The sequence below is a fragment of the Massilia sp. MP_M2 genome, assembly GCF_039123635.1.
Lineage (GTDB): Bacteria > Pseudomonadota > Gammaproteobacteria > Burkholderiales > Burkholderiaceae_D > Telluria.
In genome coordinates, this window is the sequence record NZ_JBCHJF010000015.1 from 35,995 (window position 1) to 58,326 (window position 22,332).

Annotated in this window: 17 protein-coding genes; 6 read left to right on the forward strand and 11 right to left on the reverse strand. The window is 65.7% G+C overall.

Features of this window, described 5'->3' with window-relative positions; all coding sequences use genetic code 11:
• Window positions 1-59: 59 nt before the first annotated feature.
• The 3 genes from rhaI to RCH14_RS23140 all read left to right on the forward strand — a co-directional run bounded on the left by rhaI (window position 60) and on the right by RCH14_RS23140 (window position 3,164).
• Window positions 60-1,355, forward strand: coding sequence for an L-rhamnose catabolism isomerase (rhaI, locus tag RCH14_RS23130; protein WP_343028454.1), 1,296 nt, complete (start codon window positions 60-62; stop codon window positions 1,353-1,355).
• Between the two features lie 65 nt (window positions 1,356-1,420).
• On the forward strand, window positions 1,421-1,744 hold the full coding sequence (locus RCH14_RS23135; RefSeq protein WP_343028455.1) for an L-rhamnose mutarotase: 324 nt from the start codon (window positions 1,421-1,423) through the stop codon (window positions 1,742-1,744).
• Between the two features lie 241 nt (window positions 1,745-1,985).
• Window positions 1,986-3,164, forward strand: coding sequence for a GGDEF domain-containing protein (locus RCH14_RS23140; protein WP_343028456.1), 1,179 nt, complete (start codon window positions 1,986-1,988; stop codon window positions 3,162-3,164).
• Here the strand turns inward: RCH14_RS23140 and RCH14_RS24070 are convergent.
• The 6 genes from RCH14_RS24070 to RCH14_RS23165 form a co-directional block, all read right to left on the reverse strand.
• Complete coding sequence (locus RCH14_RS24070) at window positions 3,161-3,418, reverse strand: DUF6869 domain-containing protein (RefSeq protein ID WP_407070109.1); 258 nt, start codon at window positions 3,416-3,418, stop codon at window positions 3,161-3,163. The genes RCH14_RS23140 and RCH14_RS24070 overlap by 4 nt on opposite strands.
• Before the next feature lie 73 nt (window positions 3,419-3,491).
• Window positions 3,492-3,899 (reverse strand): BLUF domain-containing protein, encoded by a 408-nt coding sequence (locus RCH14_RS23145; protein WP_343028457.1) that lies wholly within the window; start codon window positions 3,897-3,899, stop codon window positions 3,492-3,494.
• A gap of 881 nt (window positions 3,900-4,780) precedes the next feature.
• Window positions 4,781-5,752: a dienelactone hydrolase family protein gene (locus RCH14_RS23150; protein ID WP_343028458.1), complete on the reverse strand. Its 972-nt coding sequence runs from the start codon at window positions 5,750-5,752 to the stop codon at window positions 4,781-4,783.
• Window positions 5,753-5,994: 242 nt separating this feature from the next.
• Window positions 5,995-6,354, reverse strand: a complete 360-nt coding sequence (locus tag RCH14_RS23155) for a VOC family protein (RefSeq protein ID WP_343028459.1) — start codon at window positions 6,352-6,354, stop codon at window positions 5,995-5,997.
• 205 nt (window positions 6,355-6,559) lie between these two features.
• Window positions 6,560-7,495, reverse strand: a complete 936-nt coding sequence (locus tag RCH14_RS23160; protein WP_343028460.1) for an alpha/beta hydrolase — start codon at window positions 7,493-7,495, stop codon at window positions 6,560-6,562.
• A gap of 16 nt (window positions 7,496-7,511) precedes the next feature.
• Entirely contained in the window at window positions 7,512-8,861 is a 1,350-nt protein-coding gene (locus RCH14_RS23165; RefSeq protein WP_343028461.1) for a hypothetical protein, read from the reverse strand.
• Between the two features lie 154 nt (window positions 8,862-9,015).
• Between RCH14_RS23165 and RCH14_RS23170 the strand changes: the two genes are divergently transcribed.
• Window positions 9,016-11,343, forward strand: a complete 2,328-nt coding sequence (locus RCH14_RS23170) for a DUF6250 domain-containing protein (RefSeq protein WP_343028462.1) — start codon at window positions 9,016-9,018, stop codon at window positions 11,341-11,343.
• A 16-nt stretch (window positions 11,344-11,359) separates the two neighbouring features.
• Window positions 11,360-12,784: a glycoside hydrolase family 88 protein gene (locus RCH14_RS23175; protein ID WP_343028463.1), complete on the forward strand. Its 1,425-nt coding sequence runs from the start codon at window positions 11,360-11,362 to the stop codon at window positions 12,782-12,784.
• A gap of 51 nt (window positions 12,785-12,835) precedes the next feature.
• Here the strand turns inward: RCH14_RS23175 and RCH14_RS23180 are convergent, their stop codons facing one another.
• The 5 genes from RCH14_RS23180 to RCH14_RS23200 are packed head-to-tail and all read right to left on the reverse strand — an operon-like array spanning window position 12,836 to window position 20,976.
• A complete protein-coding gene (locus tag RCH14_RS23180; protein ID WP_343028464.1) occupies window positions 12,836-13,822 on the reverse strand; it encodes a glycoside hydrolase family 43 protein in 987 nt (328 codons plus the stop codon).
• The gene (locus RCH14_RS23185; RefSeq protein WP_343028465.1) at window positions 13,819-15,132 is read right to left on the reverse strand and encodes a rhamnogalacturonan acetylesterase; all 1,314 of its coding nucleotides are present in this window, start codon (window positions 15,130-15,132) and stop codon (window positions 13,819-13,821) included. The genes RCH14_RS23180 and RCH14_RS23185 overlap by 4 nt, the downstream gene beginning before the upstream one ends.
• Window positions 15,129-17,858, reverse strand: a complete 2,730-nt coding sequence (locus tag RCH14_RS23190; protein WP_343028466.1) for a Tat pathway signal sequence domain protein — start codon at window positions 17,856-17,858, stop codon at window positions 15,129-15,131. Before RCH14_RS23190 ends, RCH14_RS23185 begins: the two co-directional genes overlap by 4 nt.
• 2 nt (window positions 17,859-17,860) lie before the next feature.
• Entirely contained in the window at window positions 17,861-19,093 is a 1,233-nt protein-coding gene (locus RCH14_RS23195; protein WP_343028467.1) for a DUF4861 family protein, read from the reverse strand.
• 11 nt (window positions 19,094-19,104) lie between these two features.
• Entirely contained in the window at window positions 19,105-20,976 is a 1,872-nt protein-coding gene (locus tag RCH14_RS23200) for a rhamnogalacturonan lyase (protein WP_343028468.1), read from the reverse strand.
• Window positions 20,977-21,188: 212 nt separating this feature from the next.
• Between RCH14_RS23200 and lldD the strand changes: the two genes are divergently transcribed.
• Window positions 21,189-22,328 (forward strand): FMN-dependent L-lactate dehydrogenase LldD, encoded by a 1,140-nt coding sequence (lldD, locus tag RCH14_RS23205; RefSeq protein WP_343028469.1) that lies wholly within the window; start codon window positions 21,189-21,191, stop codon window positions 22,326-22,328.
• Window positions 22,329-22,332 lie beyond the last annotated feature (4 nt).

Consider the following 22,332-nt stretch of genomic DNA (forward strand, 5'->3'; position numbering starts at 1 on the left):
CCTTGTGGGCACATCACCGGCAATCGGCGGGCTCGCCCGCCGGCCTCAAGGAGACAAGTATGACGAGCGTAATCGACGCGGGCCTGGTCGCGGACCAGAATGCGAAGCACCACGCACAACTGCAGGCCGACTATGACGCATTGGGCGGCATGCTGGATCGCCGCGGCCTGGACATCGAACAACTGACCGCGCTGGCGCAGACCTTCGCCGTGGCTGTGCCGAGCTGGGGCGCCGGCACCGGCGGCACGCGCTTTGCCCGCTTCCCGGGCCGGGGCGAGCCGCGCAATGTGTTCGAAAAGCTCGAAGACTGCGCCGTGATCCACCAGCTGACCCGCGCCACGCCGAGCGTGTCGCCGCACTTTCCATGGGACAAGCCGACCGACACCGCCGAACTGCGCGAGACGGCGCGCGCGCTGGGCCTCGTGTTCGACGCGGTCAATTCCAACACCTTCCAGGACCAGCAGGGCCAGGACCATACCTACAAGTTCGGCAGCCTGACGTCCAACAGCGCCGCGGTGCGCGCCCAGGCCATCGCCCACAATATTGACTGCATTCAGGTCGGCCAGGCCATCGGCTCGAAGGCGCTGACGGTCTGGGTCGGCGACGGTGCCAATTTCCCGGGCCAGCACAACCTGCGCGGCGCGCTCGAGCGCTACCTGGAGAGCATGCGCGAGATTTACGCCGCGCTGCCATCGGACTGGAACGTGTTCATCGAGCACAAGCTGTTCGAGCCGGCGTTCTACGCGACCACCATCGCCGACTGGGGCACGAGCTTCGCTTGCGCCACCGAGCTGGGGCCGAAGGCCAAGTGCCTGGTCGACCTGGGCCATCACGCACCGAACACGAACATCGAGATGATCGTGGCGCGCCTGGCGCAATTCGGCAAGCTGGGGGGCTTTCACTTCAACGACAGCAAGTACGGCGACGACGACCTCGATTCCGGTTCGATCAATCCGTTCCAGCTGTTCCTGGTGTTTAACGAGCTGGCCGACGCCGCCAAACGCGAGGGCGACGCCTTCAATCCGGCCTATATGCTGGACCAGTCGCACAATGTGACCGATCCGATCGAAAGCCTGATGAGCAGCGCGGTCGAAGTGCAGCGCGCCTTCGTGCAGTCGGCCCTGGTTGACCGCGTCGCACTGGCCGGCCTGCAGGAGCAGAACGACGTGCTGGAGGCTGCGCAGACGCTCAAGCGCGCCTTCCGCACCGACGTCAGCCCGATCCTGGCAATGGCGCGCGTGCGCCTGGGCGCCGCCGCCGACCCGGTGGCGTGCTACCGCGCCAGCGGCTACCGCGACCGCGCCGCGGGCCTGCGGCCCGTCAAGCCGGGCGCCAGCAGCAGCGGCATCGTCTGATCCACCCATCGGCGCCCTTGGGCGCCGATCTCCTCTGCGACATACCTTCAGGAGCAGCAAGCCCCATGAGCAGCCACACCACGCGCGCCTTCCGCATGAAACTCAAGGCCGGCAACGAAGCCGAATACCGCCGCCGGCACGATGCGATCTGGCCCGAGCTGGCCGCGCTGCTGGCCGGCGCCGGCATCCACGACTATGCGATCTTCCTCGACGAGGCAACGCTCGACCTGTTTGCCGTGATGAAGCTGCACCCGGGCCACGACCTGGGCCCGCTGCCGCAGCATCCGGTGATGCGCAGATGGTGGGACTACATGGCCGACCTGATGGAAGTCGAACCGGGCAACCGGCCGAAGGAATGGCCGCTTACGCAGGTGTTTCACCTGGCGTGACGTTCTGAAACAGCTGCGACCGAGTTCGTCACTGACCTGACAATCGCCGTATCACTACCGACGCAGCCAGGGACCGGAATTGCGCCCGGCAGCTTGCGACCCGAAGCTGGTATTCACTATTACTCGTAAAAATTGGCAAGAGAACTTGCTTTACTTGCAATAAATATTCGGCTACATTGTCGGACTTTCAACAAAGCGACAGTCACCATGACGTTCCGTCTGCTCATTTCGGACACCCGTCATGTCCTTTGATATCGCTTCAATACTTGTCGCCATGACGCTCACGATGGTGACCATGGCGTTAGCACTCTTTGCCGTCATGGATGGGGCTGACAGGGCGGCGAGGTTTGCGCAAGTCAGCGCAGGATTACAAGCCTGCGGATGGTCGCTGTTGCTTGCATCTGGCTCAGTTGCGCCGTACAGCAGTGCCGACGTCCTATTGTCGACCCTCTCGATGGCATGCATTTCCGGCAGCTTCGCCTGTAGCGCTGCTGCGTTCGAATTGTGGGCCGGTCGCAAGGCCATCGACAAAACCCCTGTCGTTCTGGCGATATTCTTGACAGTCGGCTACGCAGTTGGTTTTGCCAACTATGCCTTCCGGGTAGGTTGGGCCAACGGACTGCTCGCCCTGCAAATGGCATTCATCGTTGTCACCCTGCTGAAAAAGCCGCATGCCAAAAGTGCGCGCTGGCGCTGGCTACCGATCGTTGGACTCACGGTCCAGGGCCTGGTCACCGCTTGCCGCGCGGTTCTCGGGGCGTTCTATCCTGCTGATTTTCCTGCTTTCCTGACACCGCATCCAATCAACGTCGCTTTCGCGTTCGCTGGCAACTGCACGGTCGTGTTGCTCATGATAGGCATGCTGCTGGCATATCGCGAGGACGCAGCACAGGCACTTGAGCGGCTGGCGACGACTGATGGTTTAACTGGTGTTCTCAACCGGCGAGCGTGGCTTGCACTGGCAAACGCAAAGCTCGCAAGTACCGATGTCGACGATCGATCACTCAGCGTTGTGATCATGGATATTGACCACTTCAAGCAAATCAACGACACGCGCGGGCATGATGCCGGCGACCGCGCACTTCAGTTGTTTGCCAAACTGATGCAGGAGGCCAGCATGTCCGGTGAGCTGATCTGCCGGTACGGAGGAGAAGAGTTCTGTGTGCTCATGGCAGGAGAGCAAAACGCCGTGCCGAACTTCGATCAACGACTGCGGGCTCGTCTGGCAGGTACGGTGTTCGAGAAGCTCGGGCACCAGATGACGTACAGCGCCGGCCTGGTAACGCGCAATTCGACCGACAGGCAAATTTCCGAGTTGCTTTTACGTGCAGACCAGGCTCTCTACCATGCCAAAACGACCGGAAGAAACCGCACAATCGACGCTGCGGATCTGCGTTGTCTGACTGAAGTGGCGGCTTAGAGAGCAGTCGCGCAGCACCCTGTTGTGATCCGCACGCTGCGGACACGAGACCTTGTGACGGTTGGCGCAAGTTCTTGAGGCGCTTGCAAAGAAGCGCATGCAGTGCACGACTTTTGTTGCGCTTGCTTCCAGATCGGCTCAGGCATTGCCGACTGCCAGACGCCGCCGAGTAGCGTGGCGAGCTTCGCATTCGACCAAGCATTTCGTTCGATCCGCTCGATGAAGTTCGGACCGTGTCGATCTGACCCCGTCACCTGACCCCGTCACCGAAGGGCTCGATAGCCGGCCTGCTAACCCGGTTGCAGCGCGCAGGGCAACTCTGCTCACCTACGTCGCGTCTCGCAGCCTTTGTGCAAACTCGCGCATCGTCTCCGTGAACTTACTCGACTCGATGACCTCCAGGCGCCGGGCGCGTAATTTGGAGATGAATTGAAATTGCAAGGGATCGCTGTCGATGCCCCCCATCGACCACTTTTCAAAGATTCGATCGTTCGCCGGGGAGATATAAAGAATCTGTGCGTCGCTGTGTCTGGGATCATCTAGAATTTTCACGTATTTCCGCAGCACATCCTGTTCCGGTCCTTCTAACACTTGCATGAATAGTCCGCCACCGTGGATCAGGATACCCGTGATACTGCTGGCCAAATTATTTCGGCGCGAGGACAGCAGGATGTCCTGCACTTGTTCATCCGATATTGTGGGGGCTGCGTGGCTGATATACAGAAGTCGAATCATTGAGTTATTTTCGTAGGGCCAGACGCAACGGCATGAGGGTTCTTGTTGAAATGGATCGCGAACGTAAGGTTGAAGCGTTATTTGTTGTCTTGGTCATAGGGCTGGATAATGCGCCAGACCGGAATTCATTTTTCTGAACGGCGGCATCTGGCCGAACTGGGCCGCTCGCGTCAGCTTGGGAGGTTGCCGTGCTGGGAAAAATCACACACTTTCTCGACCGGCAGCGGTCGGCCGGTAGCGGGCAGTCGATTCGTTGTGTCGCCCGCAGAGCGGCTGACTGAAATAAGGGAACTCGGCACGATGCGCATCCCGAGTGCCGGCACATCCTTTGCCCGTTTAACTAGCCTGATACCGGGGCCTGCCGGTCAAGTCACCGATTCTTCCAGTTGCACAGCGTCACGCGAGCGACGTCCAGAGGGGCCTAAGTCCTGAGCGATTCCCTCACGCATGTACAGTTTGTCGGCAGCTGCGCGTGACCAGTGGGTTAGTTTGGGGTCGGCACCAACACGTCAGGTTGTCAGGGAACGCGCGGTATTCTGACACATATTTCCATCATGGAAAGTTTTATATAAGAAATAAATGATGCGAAATAAGCATCAAATGGGCCTTGAGAGTGACAAAATGTCTGGATGGCGTGTTGGGAATCTGGTCTCGCTGAGCCCTTGTCCATAGCGCGCATCGTCTGACGCTGTGCGCCGCGGGAAATTCGATCCCCCGAATCACACATTGAGCTCACCGAAGTCGACGAACTGGCGGCAACGGTCTTCAGTCCAACTACTGTGCCGGATGTCCTGCACATTCCTTTCGACCTCGCCTTTTAAATGGGCAAGCTCGTCATTATGAGCTCGCCTCATTGGGTACTTATAATTATATAAAAGAAACTACAAGTATTTCTTGAAGTGGGCAATGATGCTGGTGTTGAAGTGCCGGTGGAATGCGCTGCGGTCGAACGCCTTGTCGCTGGCGCAGATTTGTGGCGCAAGCGCTGACAGCTTTTCGGAACACGGCGCGAGAAAATCGAAGTGGCCGGCGTGGGGAACGACATGGTAGTCCGGTTGACGGGGCAACGAAACCCGCACCTGTTCCGCATACCACGGATGCGGAACGATCATGTCATCTTCGGCCCGCCATAGTTGTATCGGAATGCCGACCTTGTTCAGGGCTGGAGCGTCGAAGGTGAAACCCAGCGCCGGGGCAGCAATGACGGCGGCGCGAATGCGGCGGTCGTGCATGCTGTCGCTCGCAGCCTTTGGTGCCTGATCGGCCCCGGGCCCGTCGCGGTCTACGAGCATGCATGCATACTGCGTCGGATGAGCGGCGCAATGGCTGAAAACCTTGGCCATGTCGGGTGCCCCACCGATGTTGACCAGCGCCGTGAATCCACCAGACGAAAAGCCAAAGATGCCAACCCGGCGAGGCGCAATACGGTCCCTGTGCTCCCAATGTTGGAGCACGAAGTCGAGTGTTGAAACGACATGTTTCGGTCGCTCCAGTATGTCAGTTGCCTGACTCTGATCTGCGTAGTTGTCACCGGGATGGGTCAGCGCCACCACCACAAAACCGGCATTGGCCAAGTCGAGAGCGGTGTCAAGGTGACTATATTTATAGCCGCCGTTCCCGTGGGAAATGACCACCAAGGGCAGTCCCGCGCCTTCGATCGCGCCGTTGATGGCCACGTCCTGGCTGAAAGCCCCCATGCTGCGGGCCTGAGTCGGCGCCAGGCTTGGGTACCAGATTGCCAACGATATCGGCTTGGTGCCAGGCCCTGGAATTTCCATGGTTTGAAAACCGGCTGCTTGGACCTGAACGGCGCAAAGCAGCAAGATCAGCCCCGCAATAATGTGATTCATCATCTCTCCGAATGGTGTATGTGCGCAGCAGTGTATCGGAGCTATGTGCGTATCCGACGACGTTGCGACGAAGGTGCATGAATCCGGCGCGAAATGATGCCAGACACGACCGAGCCACCTAGCTGTAGCGGCTCGCGCTTGAATGGGCAATGCTCGCATTCGACGGCGACGTGGTCGCGCTAACTGCAAAAGAAAATACCGCTACGTCGACAAGCCGCTTCCGACCCCAAGCAGCCGCATGATGCCTAAGCTGTTCGATCAGACCAGACTGCCAACTCATACCCATCAAGATCTTGAAAATGGAACCGACAGCCACCGGGAAATTCAAAGACAGGCTTGGTGATGACTGCACCGGCAATCTCAAGCCGTCGCTGAGTGTCGACCAGATTGTCTGCGTAGATGATGACAAGCGCGCCACCGGGGCGGGGCGCTTCGCCCGTAGTGAACCCGCCCGTCAGCCGTCCGTCTGTGAATTCGGTGTATGCAGGACCGTAGTCGGTGTACTGCCAATTAAATGCGCTTGCATAAAATAATTTACTTCGCTCAATATTTGCAACGTTGAATTCGATGTAGTCAATCTTTTGGTCGCGCGTTATCGATGTCATCTGTTCGTCTTTAGATTAAGAAGTTGTCACGCTGGTGTGCATGCATTGGAATGACCGATTTTTGCCGAAAGCACAAGTTTGTCGCAGCCAGTCTAATTCGGCAAGAAGCGTTGAACCTCGCAACTTCACGCCGGGTAGTGCCGTCATTTCCAACACGTCGCATCGATTCCGCAAAGTCACACCTGTCTTGACAGGATAGCGCCAGTCAGCGGGCGCGATCAAGCAATCCGCGCGCACGCAGCCATTCCTCGGCCCGGCGCGGCCACAGCGAGGCGGTGCCCAGTCCATCGCGCATGCCCATGCCGTGCGAGCCCTGCTCGAACAGCAGCATCTCGGCCGGTACCTTCGCGCTTGTGAGCGCCTGGTAGAACAGGATGCTGTTCTCGACTGGCACCGCCTGGTCGGCCTGCGTGTGGAGCAGCAGCGTGGGCGGCGTGCGCGCCGTCACCTGGCGCTCGAGCGACATCAGTGCGATGTCGGCCCGGGTGGGCGCGGCGCCCAGCAACGCCTGGCGCGAGCCCGCGTGCACGGCGGGGCCGTCCATCGTGATCACCGGGTACATCAGCATCAGGAAATCGGGCCGCGCGCTGACGCGGTCGAGCACCGCTCCGGTGCGGCCCATTGAATGGTCGAACAGCGTGCCGGCGCTGGCGGCCAGGTGCCCGCCAGCCGAACTGCCCAGTACCCCGATCCGGTCCGTCCGCACGCCGAAGCGCGCCGCCTCCGAGCGCACCAGGCGCACGGCGCGCAGCACGTCCTGCAGCGGCGCCGGGTGGCCGAAGTCGCGCATGCGGTACTTGAGCACGAAGGCGGTGACGCCGAGCGTTGTGAGCCAGCGCGCGGTCTGCTCGCCCTCGCGGTCCATCGACAGGCGCTCGTAGCCGCCGCCTGGGCAAACAATTACCGCCGTGCCGTTCGGGCGGTCGACCGCCGGCAGGTAGAGCGCGAGATCCGGATCGATCACCTGGCTGACGCGGCCGTTCTCCGTCTTTTCGGGCCCGAGGCCGGCGCGCATCCCCGGCACGCCCTCGGGCCACAGGGGCAGCACGGTGGGCGCGGCCGCCCGGCCATGCAGCGGGATGGCGGTAGCCAGCATGCCGGCGCCGATTGCGTGCAGGGTGCTTCTCCTGGATGCATGCATCGCGTGGTCCTTTCGATCAGCGCGCCGGCGCGCCGCGCTTGAGCCAGGCGTCCGGCACCGGCACCACCACGATGTTCATCGAGCGGCCGTCTTCGGCCAGCATGGCGGACTGGATCTGGATGCGGGTGCCGTCGGCATTGAAGGTCGGGTGCGGATGGTCGGCGGCCGTCGTCTTGTGGCCGGTGGTGAGTAGCATCATCTCGCGGTTGCGGCGGTCGATCAGGTAGACGCTGCGGCTGAAATCGTCGCCGACGGCAAAGCGCCCGTCGCTCGAGCCATGCACGTGCCACAGGCCGCTGCCCGATTCGGTCTGGCCGACGATCTGCATCTGGCGCGTGCGCAGGTTGACGATCGCCAGACCCGTCGGCTTTTCGCGGGTGCCGGTGGCGCCCCAGCCATCGTCCTGGCCGGGGTTGGCGCCGCTGGCGCTGGTGGCGGGGCCAGCGACCGCGGCGGCCGCGCCGGGAATGGCGCGGTGGCCCATGATCGCCATCGCCACTTCGTCCTTCGAGATCACCGCTTCGTGCGTGACCCATTCATACGGCGCTTCCGGGTACAGCGGGCGCAGGCCGGTGCCGTCGGCGCGCACGGTCCAGGTGCGCTGCGGCGACTTGCCGCCGGTCTCCCAGCAGAACACGATCTCGCCCGGGTTCCACAGATTGGCCTGGATGTGGCCGACCTGGAACGGCACCGAGACCACGTGTTTGACGTCGCCGGTGCGCACGTTCAGGCGCGCGATGCCCTGCGGGCCGGCGCCCATCTGGCGCGGGCCGAACGCCGCTTCGATCTTCGTGCCCGGCGCGAGGTGTTTGGCGGCCTGGCCGGGGCCAACCTTGAAGTAGACCCACTCCTCGTCGGCGTCGAGCGCGAGGTCGCCGCCCGCTTCCAGTTCGGCTGGCAGGTTCGAGACCACGCGCTGGTACGTGGCTGCCGGCTGCATGCGCCTGGCGGCGCTGTCGGCGAGCAACCGTGCCAGGTCGGTCTCGACGATCTGCAGGCCAGTATCGGCCTTGCGCATGTAGTACAGCTTCATCGATTTGCGGGCCAGGTTCAGCATGCCCGTGTAGCCGCCTTCGGTCACCTGGACCAGGTCGCCCGTCTGTTCGTTGACCGCCAGCGCCTCGCTGCCGGCGAGGGTCGAGCGGAACACGAGCCACTTGCCGTCCGATGTCCATTGCGGGTGGGTCGGGTAGATCTTCGAGTTGCCGTGCGGTTTACTGGTCAGGAAGGTCAGCATCGTGCCGGTGACCGGGTCCTTGACGAGCTTGCGCTCGGACGGGAAGCGTTTGCCGATCTGGGCCGACGCATCGGTGCACAGCAGTAGCGCGACGGCCAGGCCGATCGCGGACATGAAAAGAGGGCGCATGCGAGTGTCTCCGTATTGTCGATGTTGTCCGCTCATTGTTGCAGTACGTATTGCTCAATTCCAATCAGTTTGTTGATTCTTTCTGCGGTTTGACTGCCGCTGCCGGCAGCGCCGCATAAAATCCGCATACAACAAGACCATGGAGACCCTGACGATGACTTCCCTGCGCGCCCCGCACCGCATGCTGGCCCTGGTGCTTGCCTGGCCCTTGCTTGCGTGGCTCGTGCTGGCCTGCGCCGCGGCGCGCGTGCAGGCGCAGGTGCCGGCGGCGGCCGCGGCCGTCAATACGGACCCCGCGCGCGCCCAGGTCGTGCTGCCCGAGCCGGCCAATCCGGCGCTGCCATCGATCATCCTGATTGGCGACTCGACCGTGCGCAATGGCCACGACGATGGCCAGGGCAAGGGCGCGCAAGGGCAGTGGGGTTGGGGCAATCCGCTGGCGGCTCACGTCGATGCGTCGAAGGTCAACCTGGTCAACCGCGCGGTGGGCGGGCTGTCGAGCCGCACCTACATCAGCAGCGGGCACTGGGCGCGCACGCTGGCCCTGGTCAAGCCGGGCGACATCGTGATCATGCAGTTCGGGCACAACGACGCGTCGCCGGTCAACGACGACAAGCGCGCGCGCGGCTCGATCCGTGGCGTGGGAGACGACGTCCAGGAGATCGACAACCTGCTGACGGGCAAGCGCGAAACGGTGCATAGCTATGGCTCGTACCTGCGCAGGTTCATCGCCGACACGCGCGCGAAGGGCGCAACGCCGGTCGTCGCCTCGCTCATCCCGCGCAAGGCCTGGATCGACGAAGGGCCGGAGCAGGGCAAAGTGCGCCGCAACCGCGCCGACTATGCCGGCTGGGCGCGTGACGTGGCGCGCAGCGAACAGGTGGGCTTCATCGACCTGAACGAACTGGTGGCGCGCCGCTACGACGTGCTGGGCCGCGAGGGCGTGATGGCGATGTTCCCGGCCACCGTGCCCGAGGAGCGTATCCACACCAACTGGGCCGGCGCGTCGCTCAATGCGCAGGTGGTGGCGACCGAACTGAACGCCCTGGGCGACCCACGCATGGCGGGGTTCCTCAAGCCCGTGGACGACGTGCGGCCCGTGGTCGACGCGCGCACCGTGCGCGACGAGGCGGCGCGCGACCCGGCGCTGCCAACCCTGTTCCTGGTGGGCGACTCCACCGTCAAGAGCGGTGGTCAGAATGGCGCGATCGGCTGGGGTGAGCGCATCACGCCGTTGTTCGATACGCGCCGGATCAATGTGGTCAATGCCGCCATCGGCGGGCGTAGCAGCCGTACGTTCTTTACCGAAGGCCGCTGGGACCGGGTGGTCGCGCAGCTCAAGCGCGGCGACATGGTGCTGATCCAGTTCGGCCACAACGACGGTGGGCGCATTGGCGACCCGGCCTCGAAGAACCGCGCGTCGGCACCCGGCACCGGCCTTGATACGGTCGAGGACACCCGGCCCGACGGCAGCAAGGAACAGGTGCACAGCTTCGGCTGGTACCTGGCGCGCTACGTGGCCGACGCCAGGGCGAAGGGCGCGACCGTCATCATCGCCTCGCCGATCCCGCACCGCGACAAGTGGCAGAACGAGCGCGACTTCGCCAATTTTGCTGACTGGGGCCGGCAGGTCGCGCGCAGCAGCGGCGCCCATTTCATGGACCTGACGATGCTGGTCTCGGACGGCTACCGCGCCATCGGCGCGGCCACGGTGGATACCTTCTTTTCCGACGCGCGCACCCACACGAACGCTGCCGGCGCCGAATTCAATGCCCGTCAGGTTGTCGCCGGCCTGGCCGCACTGTCGGGCAACCCGCTGCGTCCGTACTTCGCGGCGCAGGGGGTTGCCCGGCAGTGCGACAGCTGGGGCGAGCGCGGCGCGCTGCTGCACCGCGACGATTTCGACGGGCCGCTGACGGGCTACATCAGCGAATACGCGAGAAAGCCAGGCAACGTCGTCGCCAACGTCGACGGTCGCCTGCTGCTCGATGTCGATTCGGGTGCTACCGTCTGGCTCGACAAGCCGCTGTCGGGCAATCTGTTGATCGCCTACACGCGCAGGGTGGTGCTCGACGGCGGGCCGAACGACCGCCTGTCGGACCTGAACCATTTCTGGATGGCGCAGGATCCCCATCGCACCAGCCTGTTTACCCGGTCCGGCACATTCGAGGAATACGACGACCTGGATCTGTACTACGCAGGCATCGGCGGCAACGGTAACACGACCACGCGCATGCGCCGCTACGGCGCCGGCAAGAAGTTACTGGTCGGCGAGCGCCTGGCGCCGAACGACCTGCTCGAGGCGAACCGCGATTACCGGATCGAGATCCTCGTGCGCGACGGCTGCACGCGCATGCGCGCGGACGGCCGCGATCTGTTTACTTATCACGACCCGCAGCCCCTCACGCGCGGGTATTTCGGTTTTCGTACCACGTGGTCGCGCCAGACGATCGACGGACTGACCATCCATCAAATCAAATAACAAGGAGACTTCACCCATGCATTCCCTCAAGCCGCGCCAGACCCTGATGGCCATTCTCGTCGCGGGCCTGTTCCCGTTGTCCCTGGGCGCGAGCGCGCAGGACGCGCCGCCACCGCAGGAAAAGGGACCGGCAGCGGCCGACGCCATGCTGCATGCGCTGGAGGTGAAGTACCCGACACCCTACCGCGCGATGGACGCGGCCGAGGTCAAGACTGTGCTCGACCGCGTGTTTACCTACCTCGAGCGCACCACGCCGGCTGAACTGATCGACAAGACCACGGGCGCAGCCATTCCCGATGCCTCGGCGGCCAATCCGAACGCGGTGCTCAAGCCGGGCGACTTCCGCCTGACCAGCTACGAGTGGGGCGTGACCTATATCGGCATGCTGGCCGCGGCCCAGGCCACGGGCGACGCGCGCTACCAGGATTACGTCACCAGGCGCCACACGCTGCTGTCGCAGCTGACCAGAACTTACCTGCCGGTCGTGCGCGCCGATACGGCGAACTCGCATGCGCCGATCAAGGGCTTCCTGAACCCGCACGCGCTGGACGACGTTGGCGCGCTGTGCCACAGCTTCATGAAGGCAAAAGTCGCCGGCTCAAAGATCGACTACAGCCAGATGATCGACATCTGTGGCGACTTCGTCACCAAACAGGAGTATCGCCTGAAGGATGGCACGCTCGCGCGTGGCGGCCCGGATGGCAAGGGCGGCCGCAAGATGCGTCCGCTGCCGGATACCCTGTGGCTGGACGACATGTTCATGGGCGTGCCGACCATGGCGTACCTGGGCAAGACCACGGGCGACACCAAGTACTACGACGACGCGGTGCGCCAGGTGCAGCAGTTCTCCAAGCGCATGTTCAATCCGAAGCTCGGCATCTACATGCATGGCTACGTGGTAGGCATGCGCGATCATCCGGAACTGCGCTGGGCGCGCGCCAATGGCTGGGCGGTGATGTCGATGGTCGAGGTGCTCGAAGTGCTGCCGAAGACCCACAAGGGCTACAACATCGTGCTCGAGCAGCTGCGCGCGCATATCCGTGGCCTGGCCAGTTACCAGAGCCGCGACGGCTTCTGGCACCAGCTGATCGACCGCAACGACACCTACCAGGAGACCTCGGCCACCGCGATCTATTCGTACGCGATCGCGCGCGCGGTCAACCGCGGCTACGTCGATGCGGCGATGTACGGGCCGATGGCGAACCTGGCCTGGAATGCGGTGGCCAGCAAGGTCAGGCAGAATGGCGAGATCGAAGGGATTTGCGTTGGCACCGGCATGGCGTTCGACCCGGCCTTCTATGCCTATCGCCCGACCAGCGTGAAGGCGGCGCACGGCTATGGCCCGACCCTGCTGGCAGGCGCCGAGATCATCCAGATGAACAAGAAGTTCAAGTTTGGCCTGAACGATAGCGGGTTGATGTTCCAGGGCGGCCGCGACTGATACAGCGAGGGCTGCGCGCCCTCGCAGCCAGCGCCCTAGCAGCTTCCATGCTCAGGGCGCCAGCGCCCTGAGGTGCTCGATCAGGCTGGCTGGCGCCGCGAACGCGGTCCCGTGCCGCATCTTGTGCGGAAAGCGCATGCGCGCGCTGACATCTTCCCACCGGCGCATGTCGCGCGAACGCAGCGCGCCGTAGTGCCCGGCCGTGTAGGCGTCGAAATACAGGATCACCTCGTCGCCCACCTGCAAGCCGCTTGGTCCCTCTGCCCACAGTCCCGCCGGCGTGATCGGCGCACCCAGCGGGCCAAAAGGCCCTTGCAGGCTGTCGGCGGCGGCGACCTGCAGGTACTTTTTTGGCGGATACCGCGTCTCGTCCTTCACCACCAGCCAGTCGCGTCCCAGCGCCTGCACGAACGTGGCGTCGATCACCGAGAAGCCCGGCTCATAGAACAGTGTCGTTGGTGTGAAGCTGGCGAAGTCCTTCGTGGTGGTGGCGTAGATGCGGTGGTTGTACTTCTGGTCGCCGGCGGCGTCGCCTTCGGCCTCGGTCTGCGGGAAGCGGCCGGGAATCGTCGACGACCACAGGATCAGAAAGTGGCCGCGCGCCGCATCATGCATGATCTCGGGCGCCCAGGCGTTGAGCGCCTGCGGCTCGTGTCCCATCACCGGCAGGTCGCGCTGGGTCGACCACTGCACGAGATCCGGCGAGGACGCGTAGCCGATGCCGGTATCGTTCCAGCCGCTGGTCCAGACCATGTGAAACATGCCGTCCGGCCCGCGCGCGATGCACGGGTCGCGCATCAGCCGGGCCTTGCCGACGGTCGGCGTCAGAAAGCTGGCGCCGCCGCGCAGCGCGTCCCATTGGTAGCCATCGCGGCTGGCGGCGAAGTGCAGGCCATCGGCGCCATTGCCCAGAAAGTACGAGAACAGGTAGGCCTGCTCTTCGCCCGGACGGGCGCTGCCCTGCATCCCGCTGCAAGCGCCGAGCAGGCCGCCGGCCAGCAGGCCCAGTGCGCGCCGGCGCTTCATTGCGTGCTTCATTGCGTGCGCCCGTTGACTGTTTTGGGGCCGACGGGTGGATTGCCCTCGTCGCCGAGGGGCCGCTGCTGCGTGCGGCGCGGGCTGGGTGGCACCGTGAAACCGGCCACCGGATCGGGATGGGCCGGGTCGAACCGGAATTCCGGAACCAGGTGGACAGCGAGCGGAATGCCGGCCTGGCGCATGCCGAGGGCAACCGCCTTGGCCATCAGGTAACTGCCGTAGCTGTTGTGGTGGGTGTTGTCCAGCTTGCCCGGTGCGGGCGACGCGAAGGCCGCTGTCGATCCTTCCACGCCGAGCGCGCCGTAGATCGTCTTGCTGTACGTGTTCAGGTCGATGAACGGCACGTCCAGTTCGCGTGCGCTCTGGCGCGCCGCTTCGGCGTAGTCCGTCAGCGAGGGCTTGACCTGGCCGGCCTCGTCGAAGGCGCGCCGCTCCACGGGCGAGACCAGCACCGGCAGGCCGCCGCGTGCCCGCACCGCGTCGACGTGGGTCTTGATCTCGGCCTTGTAGGTGGTGAACGGCCCGCTGCGGCCATCCTTGATCTGCTTCTGGTCGTTGTGGCCAAACTGCATCAGGAGCGTGTCGCCCGGCTGCATCATGCTCAGGATCTTGTCGATGCGGCGGCGCGCCAGCGAATCGCGGTAGGTTTCGCCCGATTGCGCATGGTTCGAAACGGCGACGCCTGGCCCGAAAAAGCGCGGCAGCATCTGGCCCCAGCTGTTGAACGGCTCGCCCGGCTGGTCGCTGACGGTGGAGTCGCCCAGCAGAAACACGGTCGGCACCCTGGCCGGCACGATCTCCAGGCGCTGCACGGCGGTTGGGCTGCCATTGAATTCCAGCGTGAGGCGCCCGTCCCAGTTCCAGGCTTCGGTCTCGGTCTCGCGCGGGGCCTTCAGGTCGACGACGCCTGCGGCGACACCCGGCACGGCGGCGATGCGCGCCGTGCGCACGTTTGCGACAAAGGTGCGCACGACCTTCTGGCCGGCGGCGACAACGACGTTCTCGAGCATCAGGCGGCGCAGTTCGGACTTGACGGTTGTCGCCGTTACGCCCCCGTCGTCGCCCAGCACGACGGTGACGGCGTAGTTGCCCTCGGGGAGGTCGACCGAGAAATAGCGCGCGCCTTCTTCGGCGCCGGGCTCGAAGCCGTAGCCGCGCGCGGCGTCGTAGAGCGTCCCGGGGGCGACCCGGGTGTGGCCGGCGGGTGCGGCGGCGGCGCCGAACACGAAGCGGGTCGGCGCGGCGGCATGCGCCTGCGTGGCCAGCAGCGTGGCCACAGTGAGAGCGAGAGCAAGTGAACGGTTGGTCATGGCGGTGACATCGGATCAGGTGGGGGCAGCGCGTCGCCAATCAGCGCCAGGTTCTGGATCGCCGCCAGGCCCCATTGCGCCGTGTCGTTGGTCGTGACCCACGGCACCTCGGTGATGGGGTTGAGCGTGGCGGGGCCATCGACCTGGCGCGCGACGAATGGCGGATAGGGCCGGGCGGCACTGGCAAATTCGGTCCAGGCGCGGCGGGCCAGTGCCGGGTCGTTGCGCTTCCAGGCGGCATACGCCGTCAGGCGCGAGTGGCCGATCACCAGGACAGCAGAGCCGCCATGGGGCTTGCCCAGGCGGCGCACCTGCTCTTCTTTCGGCGCGCTGTACAGGGTGCAGTAGTCAAGCCAGGCGCGCTCAAAAGCCTTCTCGCCCGTGAGGGCAATCAGTTCGTCGAACACCTCGACCGCGCCGAATACGGCATTCAGGTGCGACGCCTTGACGTTGTCGCCTGCCATATTGTGCAGGTGGCCTGTGTCCGGGTCGTAGCCCATGCGCTCGGCGCTGAAGAAACCGTGCGGCATGGCGGCGATGTCGCGCATGCCGGTCACGATTTTGTCGCGGTAGCGGGTGTCGCCACTGCGCTCCCATTCGGTGAGCCAGTTGGCGGCCAGCGACGCCCAGTCGGTGCCAAAGCTGGCGCGCACGGGGTACGGTCCCTTGGGCGGCTGGTTGGCGAGTTTGCGCACCGGGTCAACCGCATCGAGCCGGCGGTCGGCGTCGAGCACCTCGCGCATCACGTCGCCCGTGCGCTCGTCGGCCGTCAGGTAATAGTACATGCGGCGGTAGACCGCGGTGCTGATGCGCACCTGCTTGGCGCTGCAGCCCCAGTGCTGGACATTGTGGCGGGTGCCCAGGCCCGCAAAGCGGCCCAGGTGGTAGGTGTCGACGTCGCTGGTGTGGCGCACCATCGCTTCACCCATCCGGAAGATGTCGGCGCGCCCGGTGCGCAGGAACGCGTACCACAGCCACAGGTCTGGCGAGAGTTCCGAGTTGGCCCAGGCATAGCCGCCGACGTCGTAGCGCCATTCGTGGCGGTCGGTGTCGTAGGTGTGGCGCACGTCGCCGTGGTCCCAGAAGCCATACCAGCGGCGCTGCTCGACCTCGTCGCGGTAGAACGCGAAATGGGCGTCGAGCCGGTCTTCGATGTGCGCCCTGGCCGGTGTGGAGCGGTCCGGCAGCGCAACCAGGTTGCCGAACGCGCGCGTGGCCAGGATGTGGGCGGGCGCCGCGACCAGCTGCGGCGGGGTCTGGACGGCGGCCGCCATCCGCACCATCGCCTCGCGCGCCGGCGTGGCATCCAGCGCCCACAGCGTGAACTCGCTGCTGCGGGCCACGCCCACCGGCGTGCCGAAGTCTTTTTCGTAATCCTCGTAGGTCACGTCCAGCGCCTGCAGTTCGTCGGCGTGCGACGCCATGCCCATGCCGTCGTGGTAGAAGCGCAGGTCCATCGCCGGCGCGTCGGGCGACCAGATCCACAAGGTCACTTGCGCCGCCTCCGTATGGGCATTGCGCACGTCGAGCTGGGTCGGATGGCGCTGCCAAAAGTCGCGCATGCCGAAGGCCAGGCCGCCGCTGGCGCCGCCGATATAGCCCAGCCCCGGCGCGCGCCGGCCCCAGGCCGCGTCGATCCAGCCATGACCGGCCTTGGTACGCTTGCGGATGCGGAAGCTGTCCGGCGAGAGTTGCGCCAGGCTGTAGTCGCCCCAGGCCGGGATCAGGTGCAGCGATTGGTTCACGCGTTCGGCGATCGGTGGCGTCGCCAGGCCCGCGAGCTGCGCCTTGCGCACGGCCTCGCCCGGATCGCGCCGCAGACCGGTGAGGTTGCGCACGCCCTCGGCCCACAGGCCGCCCGCTTCGCCAGCGAAGCGCACGTGGCGGTCGTGGGGCGCATCCGTGAGCGGCACGTCAAAGCGCAGCCCGAGGCCGCGCACGAAGTCCTTCTGCTCATCGCCGTCGAACACGAAGGTGTGCATGATGCGCACCGATTCGGCCCCGGCGTAGAAGTACAGGCGCACGGTGAACGGGAGCCAGGCCCGCTTGCCGTCGATGGCGCGGTGCATGCCTTCGAGCTTGACCACGCTGCGCAGCAAGCCGTTATGCTCGAGCGTGACGCGATCGAGGCGGCTTTCGTAGGCGCTCTGGCGCGCGCTGCCCTCGGGGCTGTCGTCGCACAGGGCCACCAGCCTGCCAGCGCGCGCGATCTCGCGCCCGCCGCGGCGGATGCTCCGCACGAGCTCGGCGCCCTGGCGCGGGATCGTGCATTCGATGACGCCGGTATCGACCACGATCGCGTCCGGCCTTTCGGTGATAGCCAGCCGCATGCCTGCCGGTGTGGCCACGCTGCCGGCACGCGGGGCGATACGCAGCCGCAGGCGTCCGGGCACCCTGGCCTGCGGCGCCAGCGCATGCGCCGTCCACTTGAGCGAGCCATCCGGCCAGTAGGCGGTCGGCCAGCTCTGGCAGGCGATGTCGCCATGCTCGCCGGACAGGACAAATGCCTGATCCTTATGGCAGGCACCGCGCGGCCACGGCACACCGAACGTGGTGCCGGTCATGAGGCCGGGCATGCCTTCCAGCCAGGCCAGGTCCACCGAGTCCGGCGCAGCGACGGCGGCCGGCGCGGCCGGTGCGGCGGCTTGGGCGGCGCGCACGCCCAGCGGCAGTGCCGCCGCCAGCGCGCCGGACTTGAAGAACGCGCGGCGTGACAGCGGCGCCATCGTCAGCGTCCCGCCATGACGCTCACGCGCACCGGCGCGCGCAGGCGCGCTGCTTCGTCAGCCACGTGCTTGCTGTACTCGGCCTGGGTCGTGAACGGGCTGCCACGGGTCCAGGCGGCGCCGACGTGGTAGCTGATCGGCTTGCCGGACGTGACCGGCGCCGTCACCAAGACATTGCGCTCGTCGGCGGCAAAGCCCGACGCCGGCGGCACGATCAGGGCCAGGCCGAAGTCGCCGAAGCTGCGCTGCGTCACCCACTGCACCAGGCTGGCGTCGGCCTTGTTCTCGCTGAACTCGACCTTCACTTCCTGGCCCTTGTCGCTCGGGCGTTTGTTCAGGCCCACGGCGGCGGTGAGCGTCGACGGGCCGCTGAACGTGAAGGTGCTGTCGATGCGGTCAAAGTAGCGCCCGGCGTCGACCGTGAAGCGCTTGACCTCCGTGACCTTGACGCCGGCGGCGTCCCAGGCGTCGTAGCGCAGTTCGAACACGGTGCGGATCGGGCCATTGGCCAGGATGGTCCAGTCGGTATAGTTGGCGCCGACGTGCAGCGTCTTGCCGTCCCAGATGCCAGTGCCGCCGGCGCCGCGGGTCGTGCCAACGTTGTACATGTCGATGCCTTCGCCCAGGTCGACGTGGTAGTGGTCGTGGCCGATGTTGTACCAGCGGTCGACAATCGGATACGGCACGCGCTTGAACCAGATATCCATGCCGCTCGTGGCCAGCACTTCCTTGCCGCTGCCAGCCGGCGCCGGCGCCTTGAGCGCCGGGCCATAGGCGCGGTGGGCCAGCTTGTCGTTTTCCCAGCCGAAGTCGTCGAGGCGTTCCTTGACGAAGCGCGCGTACGTCTTGGGCGGAAACGGCGGCACGACCGCCGTGGCCTTCTCGATGGTGAAGGTGGCGTTCTTCTCACCAGCCTTGAAGTCGTGCTGGAACAGCAGTTCGCCGTAGGCCGCGCCGACCATCTGCGGGTCCTTGGCCGTGGCGTTGAGGTTGGTGACCTGGTAGGGCAGGCTGCGCCCGGCCGCGTCCTTGATCACCAGTTGCTGCGAGCGCGCCTGGGGCAGCGCCTCGTTGACGCGGGCCCAGGGGATCGCAATGGTCTCGGCTGGCCGTGCGATGTCGAGCGCGTGGCTGGCGGTGACGGACAGGCGCTCGGCGGCGGTGGCGTCGAGCGCGAAGAGGGTGACGATGGCTGTGGCGAAGCCGGCAACGGGCAGGGAAAGACGCAGGATCATGGCGGGGACCGTTATCTGGGCTGTTGGGAAGCGGGCGGTGGCGTCATGCCTTCGCCAAGGAAGAAGCTGGGATGCGGCGGCTGGTTGTAGGCCGCGTTCTGCGCGGCCACCTGCACCCGGTACTGCGAATCGTGCATCAGGGTCGTGATGCGGTGGCGGGTCGGCGTGGTGGTGGAAAACACGAGCAGCGCGTCGTCGTTCGCGCTGCGCCAGACGACTTCTTCGCGCCAGTCGCCGAACAGGTCGGCCGACAGCACGGGATTGGCCTTGGTGCCGTTGATCGACGCGGCGCCATCGCGGGCGGCATCGAGCAGCGGCTCGAGGCGCCGCGCCTGCGGGTTCCACTTGTCGATCCTGGTGCCGTCGAGCGACTCGCGCAGCAGGTCGCCGTCCCACCACAGGCCGAAATTGAGCGAGCGCGGGCGCACGGCCGAGATCTGCACGCCGGCTGCGTTGTACAGGCCCCCCACGGGATTCGTGATGCCGCCGGTGCTGGCCCAGCATTCGTTGCCCGGGTGCGCCGGGTCGATGTCCATGCAGATGCCACGGCCCACATCGATGGTGCCCGGGATGTGCCACAGGACTTCGCCGGTGGCCGCGTCGTGCATTTCGGCGCCATGGCCGCGGTAGCACGCGGGCGACTCGTGGACCATGAACACCTGCAGGCCGGGCCGGTTCGGAATGTGCCTGCCGACGTGCAGCGCGTCGCCGTGGCACAGGCCCGTGCTGTACATCAGCGTGCCATCGCTCTTGATGGTCGCCGCGCCATACACGATGTCGTCGTAGCCGTCGCCATCGGCGTCGGCCACAGCCAGCCAGTGGGCGCCCTGGCCGGCGGCGTCCTGGTTGGCCGGGACGTCGCTGTCGAACACCCAGCGCTGCGTCAGCTGCCCGCCGCGCCAGTCCCAGGCCGCCACCACGGCGCGCGTATAGTAGCCGCGCGCGAAGATCGCGCTCGGGCGCGCACCGTCGAGGTAGGCCACGCCGCCGAGGAAGCGGTCGACCCGGTTGCCGCTCGTATCGCCCCAGGCCGCGACGTCGCCGCGTGGCGGCGTATAGGCACTGCTGGCCAGCGCTGCCCCGGTACGGCCGTCGAACACGGTGAGGAACTCCGGGCCTTCCAGGATGAAGCCATCCTTGTTGCGGTAGTCGGCCTTGGCGTCGCCGATCACCTTGCCCGCGCCGTCGACGGTGCCGTCAGCCGTCTTCGCCATCAGTTCGGCGCGCCCGTCGCCGTCGAAGTCGAAGGCCAGGTAGGTGGTGTAGTGCGCGCCGGCGCGGATGTTGCGTCCCAGGTCGATGCGCCACATGAACGTGCCGTCGAGCCGGTAGGCGTCGATCAGGGTCGACCCGGTATGGCCCCGGTGGGCATTGTCGTGCGCATTGGTCGGCTGCCACTTGACCAGCAATTCATAGGTTCCATCGCCATCCAGGTCAGCGGTCGAGCCGTCATTGACCGTATAGGTAAACGGCGTGCCGTCGGGCTCCACGCCACCCGCGGGCTTGCGCAAGGGGATGGTCTTGAACGGTTGGGGCCAGGCGGCGACGGCGCGCGCGCCGTCGTTGCGCTCGGCCCCTCGCAACACCGCGCGTACGCTGTAGGTCGCGCTGGCGGCGCTGCCGGCGTCGACGAGATTGGTCGCGGCGAGCGGCGTGGCGTTCACGCGCACGCCGTCGCGGTACAGATTGAAGGCGGTGGCCGCATCGTCGGTGCCGAGCGCGCGCCAGCTGACGAAATTGCCGTCCTGGGTATGGATTGCGACGACGCCGCGATCGAGCAGCTCGCGTTGCCGCCCGGAGGTGGTGCAGGCGGTGCAGGCCAGCGCCAGCAGGCCGAGTGCCAAGCCGCGCTGCAGCAGGTCGAGGTGGGGTAGGGATGTCATCTGGCCGAGTATTCATTTTCCATTCGGAACGTGTCAACCGGTTGGCGCCCGGGCGGTCCATTTAATCAGGCGCTTGAGCGTTTGCCCTGGGGCGTCAATACGCCCCGCCCGCTCACGGCGCTGATTATCCGCGCCCGGCAATGGACGGGCGCAACCGGGCCGGCATACACTGCCAGTTCGATCCGCTCACACTGCCGCTTCGCGCACCGTACATGATCATTTCGTCCGCCACCAATTTTCGCCAGGCAGCGCGCCGGCGCCTGCCGCCGTTCCTGTTCCACTATCTCGACGGCGGCGCCGGTGCCGAGCAGACCCTGCGCAGCAACGTTGACGACCTGCAGGCGATTGGCCTGCGCCAGCGCGTGCTGCGCGGCTCTGAAACGCAGGACCTGGGCGTGCAGTGGTTTGGCGAAGACTATGCACTGCCGATCGCGCTGGCGCCGGTCGGCCTGACCGGCATGTACGCGCGGCGCGGCGAAGTGCAGGCGGTGCGCGCCGCCTGTCGCCGCAACATCCCGTTCATCCAGTCGACCGTCTCGGTATGTCCGCTGGCCGAGGTGGCGGCGCAAGCTTCGCACCCGATCTGGTTCCAGCTGTACGTGCTGAAGGACCGTGGCTTCATGCGCGACGTGATGCGCCGCGCATGGGAGCTGGGTTCGAGGACGCTCGTGTTTACCGTGGACATGCCGGTGCCGGGTGCACGCTACCGCGATGCCCACAGCGGCATGAGCGGTCCGAACGCCCCGCTGCGGCGCGTGCTGCAATCGGCGCTGCACCCGCGCTGGGCCTGGGACGTCGGCCTGTTCGGGCGCCCGCATGACCTGGGCAATATCTCGGCCTACCGTGGCAGCGTCACTGGCCTGGCCGACTACATCGGCTGGCTGGGCGCCAATTTCGATCCGGGCATCGCCTGGCCTGACCTGCAATGGATCCGCGACGAGTGGCAGGGTAAGCTCATCATCAAGGGCATCCTCGACCCGGACGATGCGCGCGACGCGCTGACCTTCGGCGCGGACGGCATCGTGGTCTCGAACCACGGCGGGCGCCAGCTCGACGGCGCGCCATCGAGCGCGGTGGCGCTGCCGGCCATCGCCGCCGCGGTCAAGGGACAGATGACGATCTTCGCCGATGGTGGCGTGCGCACCGGCACTGATGTGTTCCGCATGCTGGCGCTGGGCGCCGATGGCGTGCTGCTTGGCCGCGCCTTCGTGTATGCGCTGGCGACCCAGGGCCAGGCCGGCGTCGAGCGCCTGCTGCAGATCATGGAAAAGGACTTGCGCACCACGATGGTCCTGACCGGCGTGCAGTCGGTACGCGAGATCGGGCCGCACCTGCTGGCGCCACGGGCCTGACGCC

Excerpts from the sequence above, each read along its gene's own strand:
- RCH14_RS23195 (WP_343028467.1), bottom strand. The coding sequence starts at position 19,093 with ATGATCCTGCGTCTTTCCCTGCCCGTTGCCGGCTTCGCCACAGCCATC.
- rhaI (WP_343028454.1), top strand. The coding sequence starts at position 60 with ATGACGAGCGTAATCGACGCGGGCCTGGTCGCGGACCAGAATGCGAAG.
- RCH14_RS23180 (WP_343028464.1), bottom strand. The coding sequence starts at position 13,822 with ATGAAGCACGCAATGAAGCGCCGGCGCGCACTGGGCCTGCTGGCCGGC.
- RCH14_RS23165 (WP_343028461.1), bottom strand. The coding sequence starts at position 8,861 with ATGCGCCCTCTTTTCATGTCCGCGATCGGCCTGGCCGTCGCGCTACTG.
- lldD (WP_343028469.1), top strand. The coding sequence starts at position 21,189 with ATGATCATTTCGTCCGCCACCAATTTTCGCCAGGCAGCGCGCCGGCGC.
- RCH14_RS23200 (WP_343028468.1), bottom strand. The coding sequence starts at position 20,976 with ATGACATCCCTACCCCACCTCGACCTGCTGCAGCGCGGCTTGGCACTC.
- RCH14_RS23170 (WP_343028462.1), top strand. The coding sequence starts at position 9,016 with ATGACTTCCCTGCGCGCCCCGCACCGCATGCTGGCCCTGGTGCTTGCC.
- RCH14_RS23140 (WP_343028456.1), top strand. The coding sequence starts at position 1,986 with ATGTCCTTTGATATCGCTTCAATACTTGTCGCCATGACGCTCACGATG.
- RCH14_RS23135 (WP_343028455.1), top strand. The coding sequence starts at position 1,421 with ATGAGCAGCCACACCACGCGCGCCTTCCGCATGAAACTCAAGGCCGGC.
- RCH14_RS23150 (WP_343028458.1), bottom strand. The coding sequence starts at position 5,752 with ATGATGAATCACATTATTGCGGGGCTGATCTTGCTGCTTTGCGCCGTT.
- RCH14_RS23190 (WP_343028466.1), bottom strand. The coding sequence starts at position 17,858 with ATGGCGCCGCTGTCACGCCGCGCGTTCTTCAAGTCCGGCGCGCTGGCG.
- RCH14_RS23155 (WP_343028459.1), bottom strand. The coding sequence starts at position 6,354 with ATGACATCGATAACGCGCGACCAAAAGATTGACTACATCGAATTCAAC.
- RCH14_RS23145 (WP_343028457.1), bottom strand. The coding sequence starts at position 3,899 with ATGATTCGACTTCTGTATATCAGCCACGCAGCCCCCACAATATCGGAT.
- RCH14_RS23185 (WP_343028465.1), bottom strand. The coding sequence starts at position 15,132 with ATGACCAACCGTTCACTTGCTCTCGCTCTCACTGTGGCCACGCTGCTG.
- RCH14_RS23175 (WP_343028463.1), top strand. The coding sequence starts at position 11,360 with ATGCATTCCCTCAAGCCGCGCCAGACCCTGATGGCCATTCTCGTCGCG.
- RCH14_RS23160 (WP_343028460.1), bottom strand. The coding sequence starts at position 7,495 with ATGCATGCATCCAGGAGAAGCACCCTGCACGCAATCGGCGCCGGCATG.